Origin of the sequence: Corynebacterium pseudodiphtheriticum DSM 44287, assembly GCF_000688415.1 — a bacterium.
In the GTDB taxonomy this organism is placed as follows: domain Bacteria; phylum Actinomycetota; class Actinomycetes; order Mycobacteriales; family Mycobacteriaceae; genus Corynebacterium; species Corynebacterium pseudodiphtheriticum.
Window position 1 is genome coordinate 27,565 of record NZ_JIAH01000012.1, and the last position, 26,743, is coordinate 54,307.

The 26,743-nt window shown below is 58.4% G+C and carries 22 protein-coding genes; 12 read left to right on the forward strand and 10 right to left on the reverse strand.

Annotation, left to right across the window (positions count from 1 at the left end):
* Positions 1–7 precede the first annotated feature (7 nt).
* The 3 genes from O146_RS11875 to O146_RS0109755 are packed head-to-tail and all read right to left on the reverse strand — an operon-like array spanning position 8 to position 3,159.
* The gene (locus O146_RS11875; protein ID WP_023018552.1) at positions 8–1,348 is read right to left on the reverse strand and encodes a hypothetical protein; all 1,341 of its coding nucleotides are present in this window, start codon (positions 1,346–1,348) and stop codon (positions 8–10) included.
* Positions 1,349–1,360: 12 nt separating this feature from the next.
* A complete protein-coding gene (locus O146_RS0109750) occupies positions 1,361–2,254 on the reverse strand; it encodes a glycosyltransferase (RefSeq protein WP_051619392.1) in 894 nt (297 codons plus the stop codon).
* The gene (locus O146_RS0109755) at positions 2,254–3,159 is read right to left on the reverse strand and encodes an alpha/beta hydrolase family protein (RefSeq protein WP_027018343.1); all 906 of its coding nucleotides are present in this window, start codon (positions 3,157–3,159) and stop codon (positions 2,254–2,256) included. The genes O146_RS0109750 and O146_RS0109755 overlap by 1 nt, the downstream gene beginning before the upstream one ends.
* 130 nt (positions 3,160–3,289) lie before the next feature.
* Between O146_RS0109755 and O146_RS11880 the strand changes: the two genes are divergently transcribed.
* On the forward strand, positions 3,290–3,904 hold the full coding sequence (locus O146_RS11880; protein ID WP_051619393.1) for a CG0192 family protein: 615 nt from the start codon (positions 3,290–3,292) through the stop codon (positions 3,902–3,904).
* Positions 3,905–3,949: 45 nt separating this feature from the next.
* On the opposite strand, the gene O146_RS0109765 is transcribed toward O146_RS11880, so the two are convergent.
* Entirely contained in the window at positions 3,950–5,935 is a 1,986-nt protein-coding gene (locus O146_RS0109765) for a M13 family metallopeptidase (RefSeq protein WP_027018344.1), read from the reverse strand.
* 28 nt (positions 5,936–5,963) lie between these two features.
* Here O146_RS0109765 and O146_RS0109770 point away from each other — a divergent pair, with 28 nt between their 5' ends.
* Both O146_RS0109770 and O146_RS11885 read left to right on the forward strand, forming a co-directional pair.
* Entirely contained in the window at positions 5,964–6,683 is a 720-nt protein-coding gene (locus O146_RS0109770) for a hypothetical protein (RefSeq protein WP_027018345.1), read from the forward strand.
* Between the two features lie 2 nt (positions 6,684–6,685).
* Positions 6,686–7,540, forward strand: coding sequence for a PrsW family intramembrane metalloprotease (locus O146_RS11885; protein ID WP_051619394.1), 855 nt, complete (start codon positions 6,686–6,688; stop codon positions 7,538–7,540).
* Here the strand turns inward: O146_RS11885 and O146_RS0109780 are convergent, their stop codons facing one another.
* From O146_RS0109780 to O146_RS0109790, 3 genes are all read right to left on the reverse strand, one after another.
* Complete coding sequence (locus O146_RS0109780) at positions 7,541–9,139, reverse strand: aldehyde dehydrogenase family protein (RefSeq protein ID WP_027018346.1); 1,599 nt, start codon at positions 9,137–9,139, stop codon at positions 7,541–7,543. It abuts the gene before it with no gap.
* 81 nt (positions 9,140–9,220) lie between these two features.
* A complete protein-coding gene (locus O146_RS0109785) occupies positions 9,221–9,973 on the reverse strand; it encodes a trypsin-like serine protease (RefSeq protein ID WP_242720863.1) in 753 nt (250 codons plus the stop codon).
* A 66-nt stretch (positions 9,974–10,039) separates the two neighbouring features.
* Positions 10,040–10,996, reverse strand: a complete 957-nt coding sequence (locus O146_RS0109790) for a trypsin-like serine protease (RefSeq protein ID WP_244266841.1) — start codon at positions 10,994–10,996, stop codon at positions 10,040–10,042.
* A 127-nt stretch (positions 10,997–11,123) separates the two neighbouring features.
* Between O146_RS0109790 and O146_RS12695 the strand changes: the two genes are divergently transcribed.
* A complete protein-coding gene (locus O146_RS12695; protein ID WP_023018560.1) occupies positions 11,124–11,297 on the forward strand; it encodes a hypothetical protein in 174 nt (57 codons plus the stop codon).
* A gap of 136 nt (positions 11,298–11,433) precedes the next feature.
* Here the strand turns inward: O146_RS12695 and betT are convergent, their stop codons facing one another.
* Positions 11,434–13,599 (reverse strand): choline BCCT transporter BetT, encoded by a 2,166-nt coding sequence (gene betT / locus O146_RS0109800; protein WP_024272634.1) that lies wholly within the window; start codon positions 13,597–13,599, stop codon positions 11,434–11,436.
* Between the two features lie 242 nt (positions 13,600–13,841).
* Between betT and betA the strand changes: the two genes are divergently transcribed.
* Positions 13,842–15,614 carry a choline dehydrogenase gene (gene betA, locus O146_RS0109805; protein ID WP_027018349.1) on the forward strand — a complete coding sequence of 591 codons (1,773 nt, stop codon included), beginning with the start codon at positions 13,842–13,844 and terminating at the stop codon, positions 15,612–15,614.
* A 16-nt stretch (positions 15,615–15,630) separates the two neighbouring features.
* Here the strand turns inward: betA and O146_RS0109810 are convergent, their stop codons facing one another.
* Positions 15,631–17,220 carry a PepSY-associated TM helix domain-containing protein gene (locus O146_RS0109810; protein ID WP_027018350.1) on the reverse strand — a complete coding sequence of 530 codons (1,590 nt, stop codon included), beginning with the start codon at positions 17,218–17,220 and terminating at the stop codon, positions 15,631–15,633.
* A 227-nt stretch (positions 17,221–17,447) separates the two neighbouring features.
* On the opposite strand from O146_RS0109810, the gene O146_RS11890 reads away from it, so the two are divergent.
* From O146_RS11890 to O146_RS0109845, 7 genes are all read left to right on the forward strand, one after another.
* Positions 17,448–18,398 (forward strand): aldose epimerase family protein, encoded by a 951-nt coding sequence (locus O146_RS11890; RefSeq protein WP_035000794.1) that lies wholly within the window; start codon positions 17,448–17,450, stop codon positions 18,396–18,398.
* Positions 18,399–18,566: 168 nt separating this feature from the next.
* Complete coding sequence (locus tag O146_RS0109820) at positions 18,567–20,222, forward strand: sodium:solute symporter family protein (protein WP_027018351.1); 1,656 nt, start codon at positions 18,567–18,569, stop codon at positions 20,220–20,222.
* 18 nt (positions 20,223–20,240) lie between these two features.
* Complete coding sequence (locus O146_RS0109825; protein WP_027018352.1) at positions 20,241–20,573, forward strand: hypothetical protein; 333 nt, start codon at positions 20,241–20,243, stop codon at positions 20,571–20,573.
* A gap of 14 nt (positions 20,574–20,587) precedes the next feature.
* Positions 20,588–21,832 carry a galactose-1-phosphate uridylyltransferase gene (gene galT, locus O146_RS11895; protein WP_051619395.1) on the forward strand — a complete coding sequence of 415 codons (1,245 nt, stop codon included), beginning with the start codon at positions 20,588–20,590 and terminating at the stop codon, positions 21,830–21,832.
* On the forward strand, positions 21,825–23,084 hold the full coding sequence (galK, locus tag O146_RS0109835) for a galactokinase (RefSeq protein ID WP_027018353.1): 1,260 nt from the start codon (positions 21,825–21,827) through the stop codon (positions 23,082–23,084). The genes galT and galK overlap by 8 nt, the downstream gene beginning before the upstream one ends.
* 139 nt (positions 23,085–23,223) lie before the next feature.
* Entirely contained in the window at positions 23,224–23,640 is a 417-nt protein-coding gene (gene panD, locus O146_RS0109840; protein ID WP_027018354.1) for an aspartate 1-decarboxylase, read from the forward strand.
* Between the two features lies 1 nt (position 23,641).
* The gene (locus tag O146_RS0109845) at positions 23,642–25,102 is read left to right on the forward strand and encodes an anion permease (RefSeq protein WP_027018355.1); all 1,461 of its coding nucleotides are present in this window, start codon (positions 23,642–23,644) and stop codon (positions 25,100–25,102) included.
* A 16-nt stretch (positions 25,103–25,118) separates the two neighbouring features.
* Here O146_RS0109845 and O146_RS0109850 read toward each other — a convergent pair whose 3' ends face one another.
* Complete coding sequence (locus O146_RS0109850) at positions 25,119–26,426, reverse strand: anaerobic C4-dicarboxylate transporter (protein WP_027018356.1); 1,308 nt, start codon at positions 26,424–26,426, stop codon at positions 25,119–25,121.
* Between the last annotated feature and the right edge of the window lie 317 nt (positions 26,427–26,743).

A 26,743-nucleotide genomic window follows, 5' to 3' on the forward strand; every position in this document is an offset into this window, starting at 1 on the left:
CTATATCCTAATCAGACGCATATTTTGGACGAAGCCGGGCGAGTGTGGCGACATGCCAGGCCACCCCAGCCAAGGGGCCAACCGCGAGGGCCAACGCGGAACGGGTCACCAGATCCAACGGCACCAATAGCAGCAATATATAAGCAATCGCTGCTGCCCACCAGCCGAGGGTATACGAGCGGTGCCGCTGGTGCGCGAGCACCGCCGAACCCGTCAGCATCAACAGTGCAGTTCCCACCGATGCCGCTGTCAATACCGCGAGCACTGAGCCGGGCAAAATGAAATCATCATCCAAAAACAGGCCAAACAACCACGGCCCAATTGCCCAGGCTAAACCTGCCCCGACAATACCGAGCCCAACCAGACCTGCCACCGGGGCACGCAAAGCCCCGAGTGGTTGTTCGCGGCGGCGCAAAAAGAACATGACGACGGCGGATTGGAATGCTGTCAGTGGTACCAGAAGTGGGGCGCGGGTAAGCATCACACAATACAGCAAGGCAGCGATAGGTACCGCGGTGGTCGTCGGTGAGATCGACAGGCTGAGATCCACGAGGGCCGGAAATCCAGTGACCATCAGCGCGGTGGCGACGGTAGCGGCCATGGCAGCCAGGCTGTTGCGCCACAGCTGCCGACCCGTGACATCGACCTCGGCGTGCACGATGCTCCGCCGGTCGCGGGAGGCGGCGATGACGATAATCCACGAGATCGCGCCGCAAACCGTCGCAATCATGAAGCCAATTTGGTAGCCCGCTGGTGGGATCATCTGCACGGTCAAATAATCCAGGGATAATAACCCGGCGATCGCCAAGCGGAGCGCAGCATCCATCCCCAATAAGGCGGCGTAGCGGTTCCACCGGTTTGTGCCTGATAACAAGCCCGCGACGGTTTGTTGCACGAAGATACTCGCGATGCCGACGGCCATGAGGATGCCCGCCCACCACGAATGTTCTGGCGCCACCGACGGCGCCCACCACAGGGCCGTCAACGCCGCTAATGCGCCCAGGCCAATACCGGTGATCCCGCCTGTGCGCAGTGGATTTGCTGGTTTGTTCGGGCGCGCAGCCGTGGTAGCGGCAGGTGCGGCTACTGGTTGTGCGTCTTGCGCTTTCTGCCCTTCCTGCGGTTCCTGAGCTTCTTGTGTTTTTTGTTCTTCCTGGTTTTGCGCCTCCCCCACCGCCCGGGTGGTTTCTTGCAGCATGCCGTTGGCCACAGCCGCGACCGCAAAGAACGACGACCAAAACACCAACCAACGGTCGGCCCCATCAGTGCCTAACACGGCAGCGGCCAACACCATGACCACATATCCACTGGCAGCAGCAAACACCATCGCTACAGTCATCCAACGCACGAATTTGCTCCTTTAGCTGTTTCCTGCCCAGGCTTCTGACCGGAACAACACCCGATACGCAAATCGCAGCAGCGGCGGCGGAAGTACCCGGAAAGTATTACGCGCGAAAAAATTAAACACGGCCCGGGGCCACGAGATCAAACCATAGCTGACCAAGTTACGCTGCAGCCGCCATTCGGAAACAAACGCCTTTTTGTGCAAGCGGCGTTGAAACATCGCATCGTTCACCCGAAAGTACAATAAAGGTTCCACTAAGTTCGCAGCCTTTGCCCCGTGTGCCAGCATGCGTGCAAGAAAGTCGTAGTCTTCCAACAGCGCCACCGGACGATAGCCACCAACTGCGCGTGCGAGTTCTGTTCGCATGATGACCGTCGGATGGTTGAACGGCGTCACCGTTTTTACTTTCTTGGCAATTTCCTCGGTGGGCGTTCCCGGACGACGCGCCACGATAAGTTCTTCCGGCTCACCGTCACCATCCCCGTCGAATTCATACATGGCCGCACCTACTAGGTCCAGGTTATCGTCGGCAAGCGCGGCCAGTTGGAACTCGAAGCGGTGCGGCAAGCACACATCATCGGCGTCCATCACTGCGGTGTAGATGGTTGTGACCTCATCCAAGCTACGTTGGCGCGCGATGGCAGCCCCACAGTTTGCTGGCAAACGAAACAGCGTGATGCGATCGGCATATTCCGCCAACACCGCGTCCAGCTCCTGCCCAACGGGGCCATCGACGGTAACGAGGATTTCTTCCGCCGGGCGCGTCTGGTGCAGTAAAGAATCCAGGCACGCACGCAAGGCATCGGGCTGGTCCCTGTGATAAACCGACATGATCACGCTGAGATCGGTCTGCAGCCGCGGAGCACTTGGCTCATTTGGCGCATTCGGCTCGTTTGGCTCAATTGGCATCAGCGAATTCCCCACAACTCCGCAATTTCCCGGACTGCCGCACGCGCCGTGGTAGGCGTGGCAACGTGGCGGTGTGCGGTAAGTTGCTGCCGCACCACCCGCTTGCCGACGCCCGCAACCGCAGAAGAATCTGCACTCCCGAAAGTGAGCACCAGGGCGTCGACCAGATCAGCGTGCTCCAGCAACAAATCAGCCCCAGCCCACTTGCCCCACGCGAGCAATTCGTTACTTTCTGCAGTGGTTTCCGCCGAAGCACGCACTGCCTCCACCGCACGGCGTACAAATGCACTAGCTTCTGCAACAGAAGCCTCCGGCAGCAAAGGAAAATGCACGCTGAAAATTGCCCGCTGCGAATAACCAGCCAATGCGGCGATCTCCGGCTCCCACGACATTTCGCGGGCAGCACCGGCATACCACCAGCCACCAACCACCGCGACGGCCACCCCACGTGGGTTTTCTGGCAGGTACCACCGGCCAAACTCATCATCCCGTGTCTCGATTCCTTGGGCATAGGCCGTAACTGGCAACGAATGATCCACCGCGCTTCCCAGCATGATCATCGCAGCGTGGGTGATGCGGTCCGGCAGGCGGGCCAGGTAATTTTCGATTTCTGCGCGCGCGTCGGCAAGCTGGTTGCCGGGGTGGTCAGTTCCCGACTGGGCTGCGTCGGCCTGTGCAGATGCAGCATACTCAGAGGCATTTTTCCCGGCCTCTGCCTCCCAACCAGCGGGTTTATCGTAGTGAGCATCAATAAACGACGCCAGCTGCTCCAAGCGTTCGCTTTCCGGCATCTCGCGCTCGTGGCCCCCGATCTGAAAATCGTCGTACATGCGTGCTTCTTCCGCACTCAAACCTTCCGGGCGCTGCTTGCTGACGTTTTTATTGATCGCACTATTTTCCGTCATGGGTTGTAGTTTACGTGGCTAGTCCAGCTGACTAGTCCAGCCGTCTAGTCCAAACTTCTAATCCAGACGTCAGGCAGGCCTGGCTCGGTACTATGGGGCCCAACAGTGATCCATGTGAAAGGAGTCCCTGATGACCGCAGTCGCAGAAATTTTTAATGCGAAGTTACAACCAGGCAAAGAAGAAATCGCCGCACAACACGGCAATATCAACGATTTGCAGGGCTTTTACCGCCTGGTGGACCCGGCCGGGGAAGTCGGCATCGAGGTCTATGTGGGCACCGACGATTCCGAGCAGCTCCGCCAACTATCACTCAGCTACCGCGCCGCAGACAACCTGGACCCACGCGCGGCAGATAACCCGATCGTGTCCATGCAACATTCTGTACTGGGGCAACGCTCCTTAGCCTACGGACTATGCGATTCCGTCGCCGTCGAACAGTGGGTACGCGCCATGATGACTGGGCAGCGGGGTGCGGCGTTTTCCAACGGCATCATCCCGATTTTCGCCATCCGCGGCACCGGAAAATCCCCCGATGCCCACATCAGCGCAGTACACCTAGACAAGGGCACCGTTGATTTCGCGGAAGGCACCGTCAACGTCGACGGTGAAGTGAAAAACTTTGAGCTGCACTTCCGCACAGAATTAACGCCCAGCGAGCAAGATGAAAAAGACACCTATGGCTTGCTGGGCGTGCACCGCGACAATGGCGAAGAGTATGTCCTCGCCAGCCTCACGGTGAAATAACGCAGGCAGCTGCGTGCTGCATGCTACGAGCTACTTGCGCAGTAATTACCAAATACTGACGCGCTGCTCCGGCGGCAAATACATCGGCGAATCCGTGTCGATTTCTTCGAAGGCCTCGTAGAATTCATCGATATTTGCTGCGATCTGGTTACAGCGGAATTCCGCTGGTGAGTGCGGGTCAATGGCCAAGTACTGCTTCGCCATTTCTGGGCGAATCGCAGTGCGCCAGACCCGCCCCCAGGCCAGGAACAACCGCTGTAGGCCGTTGAACTTCCGCTCATAAAGCTCAGGCTGCGCGCCTTCAACCGCAAAGGCTTCCACGGCGGTGTCGTCGTAGCTCATGCCGCGATCCTGCAGATACAACCGGTACGCCACCACGGCGATACCCAATCCTCCCAGGTCGCCAATGTTTTCACCCAAGGTGAACTCACCGTTCACGCCCGGCTTCTCGACGCTGTCGGTGTTCTCAGCGTTGTCGGCAGAACCATCTGTACCGCTTCCCGTGGCCTGCAGTACTGATGGCACCAAACCGTCGAATTGCTGCACCAGTTTCTCGGTCAGCTCGTCAAAAGCCGCGCGGTCTTCATCCGACCACCACTGGTTCAGGTTGCCCTGGCCGTCGTAATTCGAGCCCTGGTCGTCAAAACCATGACCAATCTCGTGCCCGATGACGGAACCAATCGCACCGAAGTTCTCCGCGGCATCCGCCTCTGGGTTATAAAACGGCGCACGCAAAATCGCGGCCGGGAAGGTGATGTCGTTGACCACTGGGTTATAAAACGCGTTGACAGTCTGCGGGTTCGCTACCCACTCGTCACGACGCGCCGGTTTGCCAACCTTGCCCAGCTCATAGTCATGGCTAAACGCAGCCCCGGCGCGCACGTTTGCCACCAGATCGGCACCTTTCGGGGAGAACTCCAAGCCGGAATAGTCCCGCCAGGTATCCGGGTACCCGATTTTCGCCTTAAACTGTTCCAGTTTCTCCAACGCACGTTCACGAGTAGCTTGCGTCATCCACTCCAGCTCAGAGATGCGCTGGCGGTAGGCGCGAATCAGATAATCCACCAGCTCCAGCATGTCTTCCTTAGACGAGGCCGGGAAATGCTTGTCGACGAAGAGTTTGCCGATCTCCTGCCCCACCACAGATTCCACGATTCCGACAGCACGCTTCCAACGATCGCGCTGCTCGGTGGAACCAGTGAGCTGGCGGCCGTAGAAATTGAAGTTCGCCTCGGTCACTTCTTCCGGCAGAATGCCCGCGCGGGAGAGCAGAATGTGCCAGGTAGCCCACAGCTGCCAGTCCGCTAACCGGTCGTCGGTAAGCAGCCCAACCAGATGTTCCACATAACTCGGCATCATGTTCACCAGGCGGTGCTCCGGCAAGTTGCCACCACGTAGCAAGCGCTGGATCAACTCTGGCAGCTCGTCGAAATCCGTCGGGTTGTAGGTTTTCAGGGCATCGCGGCTAGCAACCACATCCCAATGCCCAGAGGCGATTTCGGTTTCCAGGGCCACGATGCGCTCTGCGGCCACGTCGGCATCCAACCCGAACAGCTTCGCGGGATCCACAAAGCCCAGCATCTTTGCGACGTGCTCGCGGTAGGCAGCCAAGGTTTCCGCATGGGTTTCGCTGCGATAGTAGGCCTCATCCGGGAGACCAAGCCCGGATTGCACCAGGTAGGCCACCGAATCTTCACTGCCAGAATCCTTTTCTACCCAGAATGTCAGCGGGCTGCCGACGCCGACGCGTTCCAGTGCACCCAGGTTTTCTACGAACTCACCAATATCAGCGACAGAAAGCTTGGCGAAGTCGTCGGCAAGCGGTTCCAACCCAGCAGCATTGACGCCTTCGGTATCCATGAAAGAGGCAAACAGGTTACCGGCGCGGCCGTTGTCCTCGTTCACGATCTCGCGAACATCTTCTTCGGCCTGATCACGTAATTTGTGAAAGGTGCCATCCACGGCGCGATCGTCCGGGATCACATGGTTTTCCAACCACGGGCCGTTGACATAGCTATATAGGTCATTCATGTTTGCCTAGTTTACTAGGCTGGCTAGCATGCCCGCTCCAGTTTCTCTGCCCAATCTGCGCCCCACCCAACTGCGCTTGTACCGTAGCCAGCCGCAACGCACCACGTTGCTGTGGGTGGTGCTTGTCCTGGCGGTCGTCGCCGCCATGCTCGCTCCGGTGGTGCTCAACAAGGTCACCCCGTCGGCGCAGCAGGCCACCACTCCCCTGGTGGTGAAAGACCCTGTGGCCGGTGCAGAGATACGCCTAGCGGACCGGGAATGCCCCGTTGATGCCATGGCGCTAACCGGGCAGGGCTGGAACTGCCCTGGTCTACATATTGAATCGCTGACTACCCCGCACGCCGGTGATCCGGACCTGACGCTGCGCCGCATGTTTCGTTTTGTGGCGGGCACCGACCTGCCCGAAGGCGATATTCTGCGCGCAGGCGAACAGCGTTTGCTTATCGAGCCCAACGGCCACGGTATCGCCATGTCGACGAGCCAACTCGGCGCTTCCCAGGTCATCGTGTTCCGCGGGCGCATCAACGAAAACTTAGATATTGTCACCGGCTCCTGGCGGGAAATTTCCGGCGAGGAATTGCCAGAAATCGTCCGTGAGCTGCTACAAAGCTATACCGGAACGGGCAGCGATGCGGCGGACAATCCGCTGCGAGCCCCAGAACCACAACCCGTGCATAACGCAGCACCATATCCGAGCGCACAAACTCACAGCAACACACAAGCACACACCGTCAGGCGGGTCGCATAATCATGAGTAAATTATTCCGCTATTCGCTATTTTTGTTCATCCTGCTGGGCTTGCCATTCATGGCTCTGCCGGTGCTGACGCATGCTCTCGCCCTCCCCGTGCCAGCGGTAATCAGCACAGTGTTCACTGTGTTGTATTTGGGTATTCTCATCGCAGTGGTTCGCAAGACCCGCCTGTGGCCATACCAGGGCTGGGCACCCGCGTTGTTGGCGGTGCTGTGGGGTGCGGGCACCAGCTACGCGCTGGTGTCGGTGAGCGCACCGTCGATTATTGATCTCGCCGCACATACCGGCGCCACGACAACAGCAGCGTCCTGGGGCGGGGCGTACCCAGAAGAAATCGCGAAAGCCACCGGCGTAGTTTTTATTTTATTGGCGTTTAAGCAGCTCAACCGCCCGTGGCATGGTTTTGTCATCGGCATGCTGGTTGGCTTAGGTTTTGAATCTTTTGAAAATCTGCTTTACGGCATCGTGATGTCGCCGATCCACCCATCCTCAGACATCATGGGGGTTCTGCAGATTTGGGGTGCGCGAGTGTTCCTCGGCCCGTTTTTACATATCGCGTTCACCGGTCTGGCCGGTTGGGGCATCGGTTGGGCATTGTTTGCCGCTGACCGGAGCCTGGGGTGGCGGCTCACGCACGCGCTGGGTTGGTTTGTCGTGGCGTTTGCCTGCCATTTTGGCTGGAATATTCTTGGCGACGACCTCGTGCTGCTCATCGGCAGCAAGATCGTCACCGGAATCGTACTGTATGCGTCGTTTATCTACGTCTGGGTGGCCGCCTACAAAGCGGCCAAACCCCACGATGAGTTGTATACGGCGGTCAGCCAGTTACCGAATAAGCAACCGACTCACTAGTTACTGCTGGCCAAACTGACCGTGCACGGTAGGCGTCAGGTTGTGGTACACGTGCTTGTGCTCCTGGTATTCCGCCAAGCCGACCTCACCTAGTTCGCGGCCGTTACCGGATTGCTTGTAACCGCCCCACTCTGCCTGCGGCAGGTATGGGTGGTAGTCGTTGATCCAGATGGTGCAGTGTCGCAGCCCGCGCACGATGCGCTCGGCTTTGCCGGCATCGGTGGTAAATACTGCGCCGGTCAGGCCGTAGATGGTGTCGTTGGCGATCTCCAGGGCTTCGTCTTCATCGCGGAAAGTCTCGATGGTGACGACTGGGCCGAAGGCTTCGTCATAAACGAAATCCATGTCGGCATTGCGGTCGACGCCGTCGATGACCGTCGGCAAGTAATAAAAACCTGCGCCCAGATCCGACTGCCCGGTGCCGTGCTGGCCGTTGGTGTCCTCGCTGGTGGCAACGCGACCGCCAGAGAGGATCTTCGCGCCGTGCTCGCGGGCTTCTTCTACATAACCGGCGACTTTTTCGCGGTGCTCGGCGGAAATCAGCGGGCCGGTTTCTGCCTTGTCATCGGTGGGGCCACCCAACTTGATGTTGTTGGCGCGCTTGGCAAATTCTTCGACGAATTTATCGTGCAGCGATTCCTCCACCAGAATGCGCGAACCCGCCGAGCAAACCTGGCCGGAGTGGAAGAACGCGCCGTTCAACGCGTTGTCGACGGCAACGTCGAAGTCTGCATCCGCGAAGATGATGTTCGGGTTCTTGCCGCCCAGCTCCAGGGCCACGCGCTTGACGGTTTCTGCCGCGTTGCGGGCGATGAGCTTGCCGGTTTGCAGGCCACCGGTGAACGAGACCATGTCCACGTCTGGGTGGGTAGACAATGGGTTACCGCAGTTTGCGCCTGCACCGGTGATCAGGTTAGCCACACCGTCAGGCAAGCCGAGTTCCTTGGTGACTGCCATCAACAGCATTGCGGTGTGCGGGGTCAGTTCTGCCTGCTTGAGCACGAAGGTATTACCAGCAGCGATGGCCGGTGCGACCTTATAGGCGACCTGCAGCAGCGGGTAGTTCCATGGGGTAACCATGCCGACGACGCCGACTGGTTCGTGATCAATGCGCGAGCGCACATTATCCATGCCCGGGTCGATCACGCGGCCGGCCTGGTGGCCGATCAAGGTGCCGAAATGTTCGAAGGCTGCGGCGATATCGTCCATATCCACCAGAGAATCTTCGAAGCGCTTACCGGTGTCTGCGGATTCTGCGGCGGCGAAGAGTTCCTTATTTTCCCGGATTTTATCTGCAATACCGATGACCAAACGGCCACGGTCCCGGGCTGGCACCGACGACCACACGCCGGAGTCAAAAGTTTCACGGGCTACCTTGATAGCCGCGATGGTGTCGTCATCCGTGGCTTCCGAGACCATGCCCACCGTGGTGCCATCAGCGGGGCAGTTAATGGTGCGAGTGCCGCCTTCTTGCGCCTGGCGCCACTGCCCACCAATGAACAAGCTGGCTGGGGCGTCGTTTCCGGCGCGGTAGACGTCGGCAAGCAAGTCCGTGGTGGTGGGGTCAAACAGCGTGCTGCGGTTATTCGCGTTGGTCAAAATGACACCTTTCGCTTGGGTTTTCGTGTCTGAATATCCCAATTTTACTGCGAAAGGTGGCCCCGCGCTGTGCAAGTTTGCTCACGCCCGTGGCAAGAAACCTTTCAACCGCAACAGTTTATCCATGCCGTTGACCGCTCCATTGCCTAGATTTGGTTCATCTCCATTGCGCGCCATAGTCTGCTTGATCCAGTTGATCTCAGCTGAGATATCGGCCAAGTTCATCGGCGTTCCGTTGCCAGAAATCGCGGAAGCTACGCCGGATAGCTTACCGTCAATGAACAATGGTCCGCCGGAATCACCAGGCTGTGCATACGCTCCGTCTTTGTGGTGAACGGTGTACATTTTGCCGTTGTTATAGCTGCCGTTTTGATATAGGTTTTTCACTTCTGCCTGGGAGTGCGGCAGCCGCTTGTGCGAGGTGCTATCCCAGCCGTAGAAGGTTCCTACCTGGCCTGGCTTTGGCGCTTCAGTAGCCAACTCTGGGTAGCTATCGAAAGTGAATGCGGAGTGCGTGGACATACGCACCAAGGCAATATCGCCAGTTGGTGCGTGGTAGGCCTCTTCAGTGCCATCCACTCCGGTCTTTTCAACACCAGTGTGCAACAGGTGCGCCGTGGTGCCATTGCCGAAGCAGTGTTTTGCTGCCAAAATCCAGTGCGGGCTGATGGCAGTTCCGGTACATCCGCCGACGATGACGACGTTTTTCGCCAGTGCATCGTCATCCGAGACCGGAGTGCCGCCCTGCACGGCATGAGCGGACGGGGCGGCAATGATGCTTGCTGCCATTGTTACGGCAGCAGCTAAGGATAGCGCAATCTTATTTATGTTCATGCGGGACATGTTACTTCATTTGGAAAAGTCTCCATGTGGCCCAAAAGGAAATTCCCGGACAGAAATTTACAGGCTGGACGACGACAGCAGCGGGCTGCCCTGGTTAGGCCGTGCAGGTTTCGCTGGCTGCTGCTTGCCAGGTTTTGGTTGGGCAGGTTTTGGTTGGGCAGGTTTTGGTTCCTGCTTCTCTGACTGCGCAGGTTGCGGCTGTGGTTGCTCTGGATTTGCTGCCTGCTCCTGAGTTTGCTGCCCGTTTTCTTTATCTTTTTCTGCCCCCGGCTTCTTCAGCCCCTTCTCCTGCAAAATTTTGTCCATGCCATTAACCGCGCCATTGCCCAGGTTTGGCTCGTCACCGTTTTTCGCCATGGTCTGTTTGATCCAGTCCAACTGGGCAGAGATATCGGCCAAATTCAGTGGCACGCCGTCACCGGAAATTGCGGAAGCCACACCGGACAGCTTGCCGTTGATGAAGAACGGCCCACCGGAATCACCTGGCTGCGAGTACGCACCGTCTTTGTGATGAACAAGATACATCTTGCCATTGTCGTAGCTACCGTCCTGGTACATACCTTGCACCTCAGCCTGTGAATGCGGCAAGCGCTTGTGTGAGGTGTTATCCCAGCCGTAGAAGGTTCCTACCTGGCCTGGTTTCGGTTCTTCAGTGGCCAGCTCTGGGTAGCTGTCAAAATCAAATGAGGAGTGCGTGGACATGCGCACCAAGGAAATATCGCCACTCGGTGCATGATAGACCTCTTCGGAGCCTTTCGTGCCGGTCTTTTCAATCCCGGTGCGTACCAGCTTTGCGGTGGTGCCGTCACCGAAGCAATGCCGTGCAGCCAGCACCCAGTGTGGGCTGATGGCGGTGCCGGTGCATCCAGAGACGATGACGACGTTTTTCGCGTTTGCATCGTCATCGGAAACTGGAGTTCCGCCCTGTACGGCGTGAGCGACTGGAGCGGTAATGATGCTTGCTGCCATCGTTGCGGCAGCAGCTAAAGACAGCGCAATCTTTTTTGTACTCATGCGCATTACAATACTTTATTCGGAGAAGTCTTGTACTGAGCTGAATGTGGGTCGCAAGTTATTTAATGAATGCGATAATTTACACACTGCTAACACCGGAGCTGCTGCTTTTTGCTAAGGAGTCCTCATGAGCTATTCAAAACTGGCACAGTCGTGCATCATTGCCGCATGGGCAGCATTGATCATCCCTATACTGTTGATGATTTTTGTTGACTCCACCGGCGGACTGTGGCTTTTGGTTCCAACTTTCCTGACAGCTGCTGCTGTTACTTCTTTTTGGACAATAAAAGCCACACAATAGCTTCATCCGAACAGCAAGAAACCCCCGGAATCACAGCGGACTGTTGCCTACAAGGTGATCTGGGGGCTTCGCTATAGCTGTACTGCTGACGCGCTAATCGCACCGCGGTTACTAGCCAGGGTCAATAACACCGGCTTTATTCGGAGAAGTCTTCCTTCCAGCTGCGAACCGGATCCGAATTATCCGACAGGTCCGAAGAACCACGCAGCGGCGCCTGCATGTGCAGGTACTCCAAGTGGCGATCGTAGAGGTCAAGCACGTTATTGATCAGCTGATCTTCGTCGTAGCCATAGACGTCAAAGCCCATGGATCCGTTGTTATCGAAGACCTCCAAGCGATAATAATCACTATTTCCGTCCACGAAATCCGGGCTTTCAGTCTGGATTGGGTACAACTGATAACGGAACTCGCGCTCGTCACCCAGCTGAATTTCCAGGTCCAGCTGCGGCAACTGACACTCTGGTACCAAGCTGGTGAGCAAACGGGCATCCAGGCCTTCGTTGCGCAACTCGGTGCAGAGTTTCTCCAGCGCAGGAGTGGCGGTGTTCTCGAAGTACGCGGTAATTTCCTCGCCGTTTGGCCAGCGGTTGGCACGACCAATCCGGGATTTCCACCGGGCACCGGCAACACGACCGGCGATCGCGGAGTGCAGCGCCACTGCACGGGAATCACGTTGGATGTTCTCTTGCCGCAGGGACTTCCACAGCGAGAACATCACCATCCACATCACGAAAGCGAACGGCAAGCCCATGATCACCGTGGCAGCCTGCACCGCGGCCACACCACCAATCCCCAGCATGCCCAGCGTCAATACGCCGACGGTCAGCGACCAGAACACGCGCAACCACGGCGCGCCATCCTGACGATGGTCAATGATGTGCGAGGTGAAGTTCGCCATCACCAGCGCACCGGAGTCCGCCGAGGTGATGTACAACAACAGACCACACAAGGTAGCCAGCAAAATCAGGGCCGATGCACCCGGGTAGGTGCCCAGCAGTTCATAAAAACCGGACTCCGGCTGTGCCATGGCGGTTTCGGCAAATTCTTCATTATTGCCACCCATGACCAAATCCAGTGCGGAGTTACCAAAAAACGACATCCACAGCACGATGAATAGGAATGGGAACATCAAGGTACCGATGACGAATTGGCGCAGGGTGCGGCCGCGGGAAATGCGTGCCAGGAACAGGCCGACGAAGGTCGCCCAAGCAATCCACCAGGCCCAGAAGAACAGCGTCCAGGCTTCCATCCACGCGCTGACGGCTTCCTGATCATCCGCGTAGGCGTAGGTGTCCATCACCCAAGCCGGGAAACTCGCCAGCATCGTGCCGACGTTATCGATCAGCGAGTTCAGCAACCAGGCGGTCTTACCGGCGATAAGCACGTACAAGCCCAAGAAAATGGCGACGGCCACGTTGAGCTCCGAAAGACGGCGAATACCCTTGTCGACGCCGGAAATAGCGGAAATCGTCGCCACGATCACGCCGACGGCAACCAAGGTAGCCTGCAAGCCCATGGTCACCTCAAAGCCGAAGATAATGTGCAAACCGTAGCTGAGCTGAACCACACCGATACCCAGCGACGCCGCGATACCGAAAACGGTTCCCAGCATCGCGGCAACTTCCACGGAATGCCCAGCAGCACCGTGAATACGCTTACCGATGATGGGATACAGCGCCGAGCGGATCGCCAACGGCATGTTCAAGCGGTAGGCGAAGTAACCAAAAGCCATGCCCATCAACGCGTACATAGCCCAACCGACGATTCCGTAGTGGAACATAGCCCAGGCCACGGCTTCTTTTGCCGCGGCGTAGGTTTCTGGGTCCGTTGTTGGTGGCTCAAAGTATTGCGTGAGAGGCTCAGCGACACCGAAGAACATCAGGTCGACGCCGATACCAGCAGCGAACAACATCGATGCCCAGGTGTACAGGCTGTACTTCGGACGGGAGTGGTCCGGCCCCAGCCGGATACTGCCGGTGCGAGAAAATGCTACAACCAACACGAAGATGACCACCGCGGTGGCAGTCAAAATATAAAACCAACCAAAATTACCGGCGATCCAGCTGGTGATCGCGTTCAGGTTGTTTTCCGCAGATTCCGTAGCAATGAAGGTGTAGAGCGCGATTGCCAGGATGATCGCACTGGAAAAACCAAACACCATCCAGTTCGGCTTCGCCACTGGGACGTCATCGCCGTGATCATAGCCGGTTTCTACACGGAAGGTTCCCACCAGCGCCCGCGGGATAAACCGCGAAGCTCTAGTATTTGTCGATTGCGGCTCAGCTTGTTCAGCCACCACCATCTCCTTATTTTACTGTTACGCATATGTCGCTGCGTTTTGCGGATGCGTTGTGCGGATTTTTTGATTCCACTTTGAACCAATTCTCAGTTTTCAAGCTTTTTGACTGTATACCATCACACAGTCATTGGCTAGGGCTATTTTTCACCGCTAGGCTGGAATATTGTTCCGCACACGGCTACCGCCGTGGGCTCTAGCAGTAGAAAGGACACAGCGTGAGCATTTTTTCGCGACTGTTTAATTCCATGAATGCCGCGACCTCGGCCAAAAAAGCGTCGAAAAACTCGGCGCCAGTTACCGACGAGGTCAGCGATGTCGTAGTCGTCGGCGGTGGATCTGCAGGATCGGTGGTTGCTAACCGCTTGACCGAAGACCCTGATACCCGCGTCGTCGTCCTGGAAGCCGGACGCCCAGACAGCATCTGGGACCTTTTCATCCACATGCCTTCGGGCTTCTCCTTCCCCATCGGCGATAAAGACTACGACTGGCTCTACGAAACCGAGCCAGAGCCAGAGATGAATGGCCGCCGCGTACCCCACGCCCGCGGCAAAGTCTTGGGTGGTTCCGGTTCCATCAACGGCATGATTTTCCAGCGCGGCAACCCGCTGGATTATGAAAAGTGGGCAGAAAACCCAGGTCTAGAGCACTGGGACTACGCACACTGCCTGCCTTATTTCAACAAAATGGAAACCGCGAAAGGCGCCGACGCCAACGATCCGCGCCGTGGCCACAACGGCCCGCTGTACCTGTCCCGCGGCCCGGCCACCAGCCCGCTGTTCCAGGCACTGTTCAAATCCGTGCAGGAATCCGGCTACGAGCTGACCAACGACGTCAATGGCTACCGGCAGGAAGGCTTCGCGCCTTTCGACCGCAATATTAAAAAAGGCCGCCGCCATTCGTCGGCACGCGCCTACCTGCACCCAATCTTGCAGCGGGAAAATCTGGAAGTACGCACCCAGGCTTTCACCCGTCGCGTGATTTTCGACGGCACCACCGCCAAGGGCGTGGAATACGAATGGCAGGGTGCTACCCGCCGCATCTACGCGGACAAGGTCATCCTGGCTTCCGGCGCTATCAACACGCCACAGCTGCTGCAGCTTTCCGGCGTGGGCCCACGCGAATTGCTGGAAGAGCACGGCATTGACGTCGTCAAGGAACTGCCAGGCGTGGGTGAAAACCTGCAGGATCACCTGGAAGTCTATATCCAGTATGAGGTAGATACGCCGCATTCCTCGCAGCCTTACCTGCGCAAGTGGCGCTGGCCTTTCATGGGCCTGCAGTGGTTGCTGACCCACAAGGGCCCTGTGGCAACTTCCCACTTTGAGGCCGGTGGCTTCGTGCGCTCCAACGACGACGAAGAATACCCGAACCTGATGTTCCACTTCCTGCCTATGGCAGTGCGTTACGACGGCACCCCGGCCAAGGTCAAGCATGGTTTCCAGTGGCACGTCGGCCCAATGTTCTCCGATACCAAGGGCTGGGTGCGCATCCAATCGGCAGACCCACACGTCAAGCCGAAGATGCTGTTCAACTACCTGCGTACCGAGCAAGACCGCCGCGAATGGGTCGAGGCTGTGCACAAGGCACGTGAGCTGATGGCCACCGACGCGATGGCCGAGCACGGCACCCGCGAATTCTCCCCTGGCCCGGCTGTGCAAACCGACGAGGAGATCCTGGAGTGGGTCCGCAACGACGGCGAGACCGCTTTGCACCCTTCCTGTACTGCAAAGATGGGCGCTGAGGACGACCCAATGGCAGTGGTGGACCCAGACACCATGCAGGTGTGGGGCACCGAAGGCTTGTACGTCGTCGACGCTTCGGTCTTCCCATCAATCACCAACGGCAATATTTACGCGCCGACGATGATGGTCGCGGAGAAGGCAGCAGACCTGATCAAGGGCAAGAACCCACTGCCAGCAAACAACGCGCCGTTCTACCGTGCCGGTCAGGACATGCCGTTGTACGCCGAAGGAGAAGAACGCCGCGACCACGTCGAGGCGCCTAGCTCCTGGGAGTAATGAAAACTGATGCTAATTAAGCACGTGCGCCGTCGACAGGTGCACGCCTGGTTTCGTGCCCGGCGTGCCCAGTGTGCCCGGCGCGCTTGCTCAGCAAGACGTCGGCAAGCAGCATCGCTGCCAAGCTAATTCCGAATAGCGGCAAGAAACCGCCCACGGCAACCAGGAATACTGCGACGATGGTCCACTGCTTGGTGCTCAGCTTCGTGCGTGGCCCCGGGATGCCTGCGGTCGCGCCCGGGGTTGGGCGGCGCTTCCACCAGATCATGTAGCCCAGCACCACCAGGCCCGCGATGGCCAGCGCGGTGACCAACAGCAGGATCTGCAGTGGCAGGCCGAACATGATGCCCATGTGCAGGTAAATGCCCCAAGAAGTCAGCTTGGAAAACAGTGGCAGCTCGGAAAATGGCAGGCGGTCGATGACTTCGCCGGTCTCACCATCGACGGAAATGGCATCCGAGGTGGTGCGCCATTCGGTCCAGCGCTCGCTGGCCTGCCAGCCGTGCTCAACGCTTTCGCCTGGGTACATGCGCAATGAACCAGTCAGGCCCTCTTCACGAGCCGTCGCCAAGACCTGATCGGCCTGTTCGGCAATTTCCTCCGGGGTCCAGGCGCGAGCTTCTGCCTCTGCTTCCGCGCCACCGCCACCGCCGTGGCCAGCGTGTTCTGCGTGCGGGTCTGCGGCTTCTGCTGATTCACCGCTGAGTTCCGTGGTGATCGGATCCGCCCGCCACTGCAACGCTTCCACGGTGCGGTTTACGTTTCCGCCAGCGTAAGTGGACCACGTAATTCCGGTGACCGACAGCGCCAGCATGCCGATGAGCATCCAGGTTCCCGTCACGCCGTGCAGGTTGACCAGGCGCCGACGTCCGGTGCCTTTGTTTTTGGTGTCCTTGGCATCCTTGACGCCACCATTTTTCACTTCTTTGCCGGTACGCGCGTTACCGAACCCGAATAGCTGCTGCACCTTTTTATTGCGGGAAGCCCACAACACCAGGCCACCCAAGGCGAAAAACCACAACCAGCTGGCAGCCAGCTCCGAATACAGCTCGCCTACTGGCCCCAGGTGCATGCTCTCATGCAGGTGTGAAATCCACCGGCGCAGAGGCAACTCGCCCAGACCGGAATAAGATGGCTCGTCACCAACGACGGCTCCGGTGTACGGGTTGACGAACACACTGCGCAGTTCTGCCTCGTCAATGGTTTCGTCGATAAGCAGCACGCGGGTGGTCTCACCAGGTTCCGAGGACGGCCACACCTGGGCAATATCCAAATCCGGGAAGGCTTCGTGGGCGTTATTTACTTGCTTTTCCAACGAGATGGTGTTGGTAACGCCTTCTGCTCCGGGTGGCGGGGTGACGGTCAGTACGTCCTGGTACACCAGCTTTTCTGCGGTGGGTGCGACTGCATACAGTGCACCACTGATGGCGGCGATGAGCAGGAACGGTCCGATGAACATGCCAGCATAGAAATGCAGGCGTCGGAGCAGCGCAACCAGTGCATTGGGTTTGCGTACGCCACGTTTATTGCGCGCAGAGGTCTCGTCGACGGCGCCAGCAGGCATCGTGGTAGATGCTTGCGCTGGGCGATCTTGGCGTAGAGTCATGGACAAAAGCCTTCGGGTTCGGGGACTAAAACTTGTTAAGTGAAGTTCTCGTCTGCAGCCGCGAACTACACAAAGTAGTCGCACCCCGAGTGGGAAAAGTTCCCAAGCAATTTTTAAAGTTTCGGGTTGATGATCTTTTCAAGTCAACCGGTTGAAACTTCCCAGCAAAATAGGCATGAGACGCACCACCGCGGAGGCTTTCCACCACACGACTTAAACTGCTGGGCATGACCTCTCACGCTGCAGTACAGATCTCCGCTGGCACCTACACCGCCACGATCGACCCGCATGGTGCTGGCCTGGCAACCTTGCTTTACGACGGAAAACCCCTGGTAGCGGGCTATACGCGCACCCGTCCGATGACCGCCGGAGCACTCCTCGCACCGTGGCCCAACCGTACCGGCGACGGCATCTTTTCCCACCACGGCAGCATCCACCGTCTAGCCTGCAACGAGGCCGACCGCAACAACGCTTTGCATGGCTTTGCCGCCGAAGCTGCGTGGGAAATCACCGACCGCTCGCCCGGTTGCGTCACTTTGCAGTGGCAGGGCCCGGCGCGCACCGAATGGGCCTGGCCGCTGCACTATTCCATCACCTGGGCGCTTGCCGGCGATGGCCTGTCCGCAGAACTCACTGTCACCAATACCGGCACCGAATCTGCCCACCCCGGCACCGAGTCCAGCCCCTTCGGCCTGGGCTGGCACCCGTACCTCAGCGCGCTGGGTGCACCGCTGGATGAGTGCACCTTATCTATGTCAGCAGCCACGAATCTGCCGCTCGACCCAGACCGCTTGCTTCCGGCGGGGCCGGAAATCCCGGCCACGGAAATCGTCGACAAGCAGCAACACATGGCGGGAATAGAATTGGACCATTGTTTTCGCCTGGAAGCACCCCAGAACGACGACGGCCACGCTGCGCACAAAGTCGAACTGCGCAATGCCGACGGCCACGGCGCCATACTGTGGGCGGATGAGCATTTCAGTTGGTGTCAGGTCTACACTTCACCGGAATCTGCCCCGAGCATCGGCAGGGCTGTCGCCGTGGAGCCGATGACGTGCCCGCCAAATGCACTGCGCAGTGGCGAAAGTTTGCTGCAGTTGGCGTCGGCAAGCAGCATGAGGTTCCGTTTCGGAATTTCAGCCATTTCGACCCCACCTCACCCTAAACCAACCCTTTAGGGTTATGATGAATGCGCCGCAAAGCATCTTTCATGTGATGGTTACCTAACTTGGGTAGTTTTCGCTGCTGGGTGCACATCCATTTTCCTTCGCACAGGGACCGAGCGGGCCAGCAATGCAGGTCTTCCTCGGCTTTGGGGAAGGCCTATTTTCCGGGAGGTTCCCGTTATGCAGGAAGACGCCCTGCTTTTGAATGCATCCTGGGTGGACTACACCCTGGTGGCGATTTATTTCTTGTTCGTGCTGGGCATCGGCTGGGCAGCGAAGTCAAAGGTGTCGAGTTCCATCGACTTCTTCTTGTCCGGACGCTCTCTACCAGCCTGGGTGACGGGCCTAGCGTTTATTTCCGCCAACCTGGGTGCTGTCGAAATCGTCGGTATGTCCGCAAACGGTGTGCAGTACGGCTTCGAGACGATGCACTACTTCTGGATCGGCGCAATCCCAGCAATGGTATTCCTGGGTATCGTGATGATGCCGTTCTACTACGGCTCCAAGGTTCGTTCGGTTCCCGAGTTCATGCGCCGTCGTTTCGGTAATGGTGCGCACCTGGTCAACGCCTTGTCATTTGCCTTGGCGCAGCTGCTGATCGCCGGTATTAACCTGTTGCTGCTGGCTAAGGTCGTCAACTCGCTGCTGGGTTGGCCGCTGTGGGTCACGCTGGTGATCGCCGCCGTCATCGTGCTCTCCTACATCACCTTGGGCGGCCTGTCGGCTGCCATCTACAACGAGGTGCTGCAGTTCTTCGTCATCATCGCTGCCCTGCTACCACTAACCTTGATTGGCCTGCACAGCGTCGGCGGCTGGTCTGGCCTGAAGGAAAAAGTAGCTGATCCAAGCCACTTCAGCGCTTGGCCCGGTACGGAAATTTCTGGTTTCGACCACCCAATCATTTCCGCGGTTGGCCTGGTCTTCGGCCTCGGCTTCGTGCTTTCGTTCGGTTACTGGACCACCAACTTCGTTGAGGTGCAGCGCTCCATGGCAGCGGATTCGCTGTCGTCGGCACGCAAAACCCCGATCATTGGTGCGTTCCCGAAGATGTTCGTGCCGTTCATCGTCGTCATCCCTGGCATGATCGCCGGCGCCACCGTCACCCCACTGATGGATGGTTCTGCAGAACCGAACGACGCCATGCTGTACCTGATGCGCGATCTTCTGCCAAACGGCCTGCTGGGTATCGCTTTGGCTGGTCTGCTGGCTGCATTCATGGCTGGTATGGCCGCGAATATTTCCGCATTCAACACCGTGTTCTCCTATGACCTGTGGCAAACCTACATGGTCAAAGACCGGGAAGACGACTACTACACCCGCGTCGGCCGCTTGGCGACGATCGGCGCCACCGTCATCGCCGTGTTCACCGCGCTGCTGGCGTCGAACTTCGGCAACGTCATGGACTACCTGCAAACCTTGTTCGGCTTCTTCAACGCGCCGCTGTTCGCCACCTTCATTTTGGGTATGTTCTGGAAGCGCATGACCCCGACCGCTGGTTGGGCTGGTCTGGTTGCCGGTACTGGTTCTGCGATTGTTTATTGGGCGATTGCTACCTTCTCTGCTGTCGAAGCTGGCCTGTTCAACCTGCCGGGCCAAGGCACCGCGTTTGTCGCAGCATCGCTGGCCTTCGTCGTGGACATCCTGGTTTCCATCGTCGTGTCCCTGGTCACCAAGCCAAAGCCGGACGAGGAGCTGGTGGGCTTCGTCAAGTCCGTCACCCCGAAGGAAAACCTCACAGATTCCACCGAAGATGGCCTACCGTGGTACCGCCGCACTGTCCCGTTGGGTGTGCTGTGCCTGGTGTTGGTCGTTATCCTCAACATCATCTTCATCTAGCAAGGAGCACGCATAATCATGAGTACACAAGGATCGCAGCGCTCCCACACCGCCGGCGCATTCGACATCCGTAACGTCATCGGCGCACTGCTGGGCCTGTACGGCCTGATCTTGCTGCTGAGCTTCTTCTTCCTGGACCCGGGCGTGGATGCCGCGACGGGTGCAGCGAAGGATTCCTCATATAACCTGTGGACCGGCGTGGCGATGCTGGTCGCCGCCGGTGTGTTCTTCTGGTGGACGAAGGCCAACCCGATCAAAATCGACGAGACTGAGGCTGGCGCTGAGGCTAGCAACAACGCTGAGGCTAGCGCTGCAGCTGAGCCACAATCCGGCGATTCCACCACCCGTTAAGTCTGGAGTTTTCCATGCAGCATCCGATGCGCATTACCCGCACCCAGCTTGCCGACGGCCGCGAGCTGCTCTACTTCGATGACACGCCAGAGTTCGTCTCCGGCGAGCGCACCCGCAAGCTTGTCGACGAACGCGAGTTGCCCACCGCCACCAGCGCTTCGGAGCTGCGCCAGGATCCACTGACCGGTGCCTGGTATACCTATGCCGCGCACCGGATGAACCGCACTTTTTTGCCGCCGGCGAATGAAAACCCGCTGGCACCGACGCGCCCTGGTCAGCTGCCCACCGAGATTCCTGCCGACGACTACGACGTCGTGGTTTTTCAAAACCGATTCCCGTCGCTGGCACAGGCGGAATCGCAGGCTGGCTTGGGTGCTGGTTTAGATGCTGGCTCTAGCCCTGCAACAGGCACGGCCAAGCCTGCTTTCGTGCCCAGCAAACCAGGCCATGGGCGCTGCGAAGTGGTGTGTTTTACCCCGGATTCGCAGGTTTCTTTCCGGGACCTGCCGTATACCCGGGCCCGCACCATCGTCGAGGCCTGGGCGCACCGAACCAAAGAACTTTCCGCGCTGCCTGGTATCGAGTACGTCTACCCGTTTGAAAACCGGGGCGAGGAAATCGGTGTCACCCTGCAGCACCCGCACGGCCAGATTTATGCTTATCCGTTCGTTCCGGAGCGCGCCGCGCAGATCGCTGCCCGCACGCAGAAATTTCGGGAAGCACAACGCGGGTCTGGCGCTGGCGCTGGTGGCGCTGAAACCGGCCCAGATCTGTTCGATCACATCCTGGAATGCGAGCATGCCGACGGCCAGCGCGTCGTCGTCCAGGGCGAGTATTTCACCGCTTTCGTGCCCGCCGCGGCAAAGTGGCCCGTCGAGATCATGCTGGTCCCGCACCGCGCGGTGCCGAATTTTGCGGAACTGCACGATGCCGAAAAACACGAGCTGACCCAGATGTACCTGGATATTCTCGGGCGCATGGACCGCTTTTTCGACGGCGTCGAACGCACCCCGTATATTGCGTCGTGGAACCAGGCCCCAGTCAATGCACCGGAGGATGGTCGGTTGCACCTGCAGCTGTTTTCGCTGATGCGTTCGCCGGGCCGTATGAAGTTCTTGGCTGGTAGTGAGTCCGGCCAGGGTGCCTGGATTTCCGATACCACCCCGGAGCGCATCGCCGCACGATTCCGAGAAGTTGCAGAAAAAGAAGGCACAGAAAACCAGCTCACAGAAAAAGAGGTGACCCAACACGATGGTTAATTGGTTTTCCACCCGCAGCAACGAGCAGGCAATCGCCGATGTCACCGCGCTGTTTCGCGAGCACTTTACAGAGCCCGCTGGTGTGTGGTCGGCTCCGGGGCGGGTGAACCTGATCGGTGAGCACGTCGACTACGCCGGCGGTATCTGCTTGCCGTTCGCCTTGTCGCAGCGCACTTATGTGGCGGCAGCGCTGAACCACGACGGCGTCTACCGCGTGGTCTCACAGTTTGGTGCGGAAAACACGCAGGCAGAAACCATGCACGAAGAAATTGCCATAGACCAGGTTTGCCCCGGTTATCCGGATAATTGGGCGGGTTATGTCGTCGGCACGGTCTGGGCCGCGGGCCTCGAGGTTCCGGGCCTGGATATCGCGATTGTCTCGGACGTGCCGGTAGGCGCCGGATTGTCGAGTTCCGCAGCGCTGGAGTGTTCGGTAGCGTTGGCGGCGGCGGATCTGGCAGCAGACCTGGCTGCGGATCCGGCGGCGGGCCTAAGCAAAACCAGCACTGATCGCACCGCCTTGATGCACGCTGCCATCCGCGCGGAAAACGAGGTCGTCGGTGCTTCCACTGGTGGTTTGGATCAGCGCATTGCGTTATTCGCCGAGCCAGGCCACGCGCTTGCGATTGATTTCGCCACCGATTCCACCCACCAGGTGCCGTTCCAGATCGCCGACCGTGGCTTGGCCGTGCTGATCACTAATACAAACGCACCGCATTCACTTGCCGACGGCCAGTACGCCTCACGTCGTGCCGTCGTCGATGGCGTCACCGCTGACTTGCAGGTGCCGAGCCTGCGGTATGCCGACAATGCCGAGGCCGCATCTGCGCGCTGGGCGGAGGCCAACACCCCCGAAGATGTCGATGCTGCTGCCTGGCAGGAGGTCGTCGGCAAGCGGGTGCGGCATATCGTCAGTGAGATTGCCCGTACTGCCACTGCAATCGAGCAACTACGGGCTGGTGATCTGGCAGGCTTCGGCGAATCTATGCAGGCCAGTCACGCGTCGCTGCGCGATGACTATGAGGTCAGCGTGGCGCAGTTGGATGTTTCGGTAGACGTCGCGATGCAACATGGTGCGCTGGGGGCGCGCATGACCGGCGGCGGCTTTGGTGGTTCGTCGATTGCTTTGTTGCCTTCTGAGAACGTGGAGCTGGCCGCGGAGGCCATCGCGCGGGCTTTTGCCGAGGCCGGTTTTGCCGAACCCGAGTTTGCGGTGGCTCTTCCGGGTCCGGGTGCGCGCAGGGAAGCGTAGCGTGAGCTGCGGGTTTTATTCCTACTAGTCTATTTATCGCTTTTCTACCCGACCATTCATCACCCCATTAGCACGCCGTTTATCACGCCTTTATCCGACCATTTATCACCACACCACCACGACGACTAAGGTATGTGCCGTGTTGCGTACCATGCTGAAATCCAAGATCCACCGAGCCACGGTCACCCAGGCTGACCTTCATTATGTCGGTTCCTGCACCATCGACGCCGCGCTGATGGAGGCCGCGGATATTCTCGAAGGCGAGCAGATCGACATCGTCGACATCAACAACGGCAACCGCCTGACCACCTACGCGATCACCGGCGACCGGGGCACCGGCGTCATCGGCATCAACGGTGCGGCCGCGCGGCTGATCAACCCAGGTGATCTGGTGATCATCATCGCGTATGCGCAGTACAGCGACGAGGAACTACGCGACTACCGTTCTCACGTGATCTTCGTCGACGAGCAGAATAGGCAGCTGGAGGCCGGCGCCGATCCCGCACATGCACCGGAGGGCTCGGATCTGCTAAACCCGCGACACCCGGAGGGCTGAAATGTCGGCAAGCGCACAGCGTTCTGACCAGGAACAAGCATCCAAACGGTCCGCGAAAACCGCCATCCACGTCGCGATCATCGTCGCCGTAACCGCCATCATCTATTTCCTGCCCGCACCCGAGGGCGTCGACCCGCGCGGCATGCATATGGCGGGGATTTTTGTCGGCACGATTTTGGGCTTGATTTTACAACCCTTGCCGACGGCTTCTGTTGCGTTGATTGGCCTGGCTGTGGCCATGATTACCGGCACGATGGATGCCAAGGAAGAGGCGCTGCAAGGCTTCGGCAACTCCACGATTTGGCTGATCGTCGCCGCGTTTTTCATTGCTGATGGTTTCTTGATCACCGGTTTTGGTCGGCGCATCGCGTTGTTGTTTGTGTCGGCGTTGGGGCGGAGTTCGCTCGGGCTGTCTTATGGCATGGCCTTGACGGATTTGGTGTTGGCTCCGGCGACGCCGTCGAATACCGCGCGTGCCGGTGGTGTTGTCTACCCGATCATTAAATCGCTGGCGCACGTAAATGATTCCCGCCCGGATACTGATGAATCCCGCAAGCGACTGGGTTCCTATCTGTCGTTGACTGCGCTGCAGGTCAACACGATCACTTCCGCAATGTTTATTACCGCTATGGCGGGTAACCCGGTGGCGGTGAATTTGGCTGCTGACCAGGGCGTTGACATCAGCTGGGGCACATGGGCATTGGCTGGTGTGGTTCCGGGCCTGGTGGCTTTGGCCGTGATGCCGTGGGCCATGTCGAAGGTGTACCCGCCGACGTTGAAGAAGACCCCGAATGCGCCGGGCCACGCCCGTGCTGAACTGCGCGACCTGGGACCGATGACCACCGCCGAGTGGATCATGCTGGCGACGTTCGCGCTGTTGCTGGGGCTGTGGATGTTTGGTTCACAGTTAGGTGTTTCAGCTACCTCGGCGGCGTTTTTGGGTATCGCTATTTTGTTGGTGACGAAGGTGTTGACCTGGAAGACGATGGCTGCGAATAATGGCGCCTGGTCGACGTTAATTTTCTTCTCCGTGCTGGTGGGCATGGCTAGCCAGCTCAACGAGTTGGGGGTCGTCGACTGGATTGGTGCAGATGTCGCTGGTGTGATCGGCGGAATGCACTGGATTGTGGCCTTTGCGATCTTGGCGCTGGTGTATTTTTACGTGCATTACCTGTTTGCTTCGAATACCGCCCAGATCATTGCACTGTATTCCGTATTTTTGGGTGCGGCTGTTGCTGCGGGTGCACCGCCACTGTTTGCTGCGCTCATGCTGGGTTTTGCCAGCAACTTGATTGGCGCGTTGACACACTATGCTTCCGGCCCAGCTGGTCTGATTTACGGTTCCGGCTTCGTGAAAACCGCCGAGTGGTTCCGTGTCTCATTTATCGCTTCGGTGATCAACATCGTCATCTTTGGCGTTGTCGGCACCGCCTGGCTCATGCTGCTAGGCATGATGAGCTAGCAGCGGTCACCGAGTATTAGAGAATCACAGAACCAAAGAGGTAGCCCAGCAGCACAGAGCTGGCGATGCTGACCACGCCCGGGATCAGGAATGGGTGGTTGAACACTGCTTTGCCAATGCGCGTGGTGCCGGTGTCGTCCATTTCGACGGCCGCCAGCAGCGTTGGGTACGTCGGCAAGATAAAGAGTGCGGATACTGCCGGGAAGGCTGCGACGGCCGTGACCGGGTTGACGCCCAGGGCGAGGGCCGCTGGCATGAGCGCTTTGGTCGTCGCTGCTTGCGAGTACAACAGTGCCGCGCCGAAGAAGAGGACCACCGCAAGCAACCATGGCGAAGATTCCAGAACACCACCGGCGAGGTTTTGAATGTCATCGAGGTAGTGGTTGATCAGCGTAGTTCCGAGCCAAGCCACACCCAATACGCACACGCAGGCAGACATGCCTGATTTGAAAACCGGGGTATTGAGAACGTCGCCAGCGGGGACTTTGGTGAGCATGACGATGATCGTCGCCGCCGTCAGCATGACCGTCATGATGGCTTCATTTCGCGGCAAGGTTGGCTCGGCGATGAGGCCGACCTGATCGGAGGTGATGGTTGCCCAGGCCATGACGATGACGATAGCGGCGAGGAAAATCAAAACAGAGGCTTTGGCACCAGCTTGCGGCTGGTAGTTTTTTGCCCCGAGTGGTTCTGCCACCAAGCCTTGTGCTTTGCGCTCCAGGTAGACGGGGTCGTCGACAAGTTCTTTGCCGAATTTATTGGCTAACCAGGCGGCCGGGAAGATTGAAACGAAGGTCGCCGGGACAACAACCGCGAGCACCTGCAGGTAGCCAACGCCCATAGGTTCCAGCAGGCCAGCCAACAACACGACGGCGGCGGAGATCGGTGAGGCACAGATAGCCATTTGCGAGGCAACAACGGCTACCGACAGGGGGCGTGATGGGCGCACTTTGCCTTCTTTTGCAACTTCCACGATGACCGGAAGCGTCGAAAAAGCCGTGTGCCCAGTACCTGCGAGGACCGTCATCAGCCAGGTAACGATGGGTGCGTAGAAGGTAATGCGCTTGGGGTGTTTGCGCAGGAAACGCTCGGCAATGTGCACGAGGTAGTCCATGCCGCCAGCGCGTTGCATCGCTGCGATCGCCGCGATGACCGTCATGATGATGGCGATGACGTCGAAAGGAATATCTTCCCGGGTTACGGGAATTCCAGAAAGGCCCAGCAGAACGACGCCTAAACCGCCGGCCATACCGATGCCGATGGAACCAATTCGTGCGCCGAGGAAGATGGCGCCGAGCACGATAGCAATGTGAACAATAACCATGCCCATGCTCCCTTTCATTTTCTTGTAGCTGCTTGTAGTTGTCTGTGGCTGCCTGTAGCTTTTGACTGCTTGTAACTCTGTTTAGTTGTTTACAGTTATGCCCGCACTTCCATTGTCTCGCACTCAGTCGGTTTGGTTTTCAAAATCAGGGCATTTGTGGTGCGCCCCATATGTGTTTTATCCCTCCTCACGCCGACGGATTTTTAGCCAAACGCCTGCCAAAAACCGGCCCGCAACGATTCGAACATAAATAACCTTTCATATTCAGCACACTAGCAGACCGATGCGACAAATACGAACATTCCTTCTAGTTCAAC

Bases quoted from the DNA above. Each gene is read 5' to 3' on its own strand.
- O146_RS0109750 (WP_051619392.1), bottom strand. From the start codon at position 2,254: ATGCCAATTGAGCCAAACGAGCCGAATGCGCCAAATGAGCCAAGTGCT.
- O146_RS0109755 (WP_027018343.1), bottom strand. From the start codon at position 3,159: ATGACGGAAAATAGTGCGATCAATAAAAACGTCAGCAAGCAGCGCCCG.
- O146_RS11880 (WP_051619393.1), top strand. From the start codon at position 3,290: ATGACCGCAGTCGCAGAAATTTTTAATGCGAAGTTACAACCAGGCAAA.
- O146_RS0109765 (WP_027018344.1), bottom strand. From the start codon at position 5,935: ATGAATGACCTATATAGCTATGTCAACGGCCCGTGGTTGGAAAACCAT.
- O146_RS0109770 (WP_027018345.1), top strand. From the start codon at position 5,964: ATGCCCGCTCCAGTTTCTCTGCCCAATCTGCGCCCCACCCAACTGCGC.
- O146_RS11885 (WP_051619394.1), top strand. From the start codon at position 6,686: ATGAGTAAATTATTCCGCTATTCGCTATTTTTGTTCATCCTGCTGGGC.
- O146_RS0109785 (WP_242720863.1), bottom strand. From the start codon at position 9,973: ATGAACATAAATAAGATTGCGCTATCCTTAGCTGCTGCCGTAACAATG.
- O146_RS0109790 (WP_244266841.1), bottom strand. From the start codon at position 10,996: ATGAGTACAAAAAAGATTGCGCTGTCTTTAGCTGCTGCCGCAACGATG.
- O146_RS12695 (WP_023018560.1), top strand. From the start codon at position 11,124: ATGAGCTATTCAAAACTGGCACAGTCGTGCATCATTGCCGCATGGGCA.
- betT (WP_024272634.1), bottom strand. From the start codon at position 13,599: ATGGTGGTGGCTGAACAAGCTGAGCCGCAATCGACAAATACTAGAGCT.
- betA (WP_027018349.1), top strand. From the start codon at position 13,842: ATGAATGCCGCGACCTCGGCCAAAAAAGCGTCGAAAAACTCGGCGCCA.
- O146_RS0109810 (WP_027018350.1), bottom strand. From the start codon at position 17,220: ATGACTCTACGCCAAGATCGCCCAGCGCAAGCATCTACCACGATGCCT.
- O146_RS11890 (WP_035000794.1), top strand. From the start codon at position 17,448: ATGACCTCTCACGCTGCAGTACAGATCTCCGCTGGCACCTACACCGCC.
- O146_RS0109820 (WP_027018351.1), top strand. From the start codon at position 18,567: ATGCAGGAAGACGCCCTGCTTTTGAATGCATCCTGGGTGGACTACACC.
- O146_RS0109825 (WP_027018352.1), top strand. From the start codon at position 20,241: ATGAGTACACAAGGATCGCAGCGCTCCCACACCGCCGGCGCATTCGAC.
- galT (WP_051619395.1), top strand. From the start codon at position 20,588: ATGCAGCATCCGATGCGCATTACCCGCACCCAGCTTGCCGACGGCCGC.
- galK (WP_027018353.1), top strand. From the start codon at position 21,825: ATGGTTAATTGGTTTTCCACCCGCAGCAACGAGCAGGCAATCGCCGAT.
- O146_RS0109845 (WP_027018355.1), top strand. From the start codon at position 23,642: ATGTCGGCAAGCGCACAGCGTTCTGACCAGGAACAAGCATCCAAACGG.
- O146_RS0109850 (WP_027018356.1), bottom strand. From the start codon at position 26,426: ATGGTTATTGTTCACATTGCTATCGTGCTCGGCGCCATCTTCCTCGGC.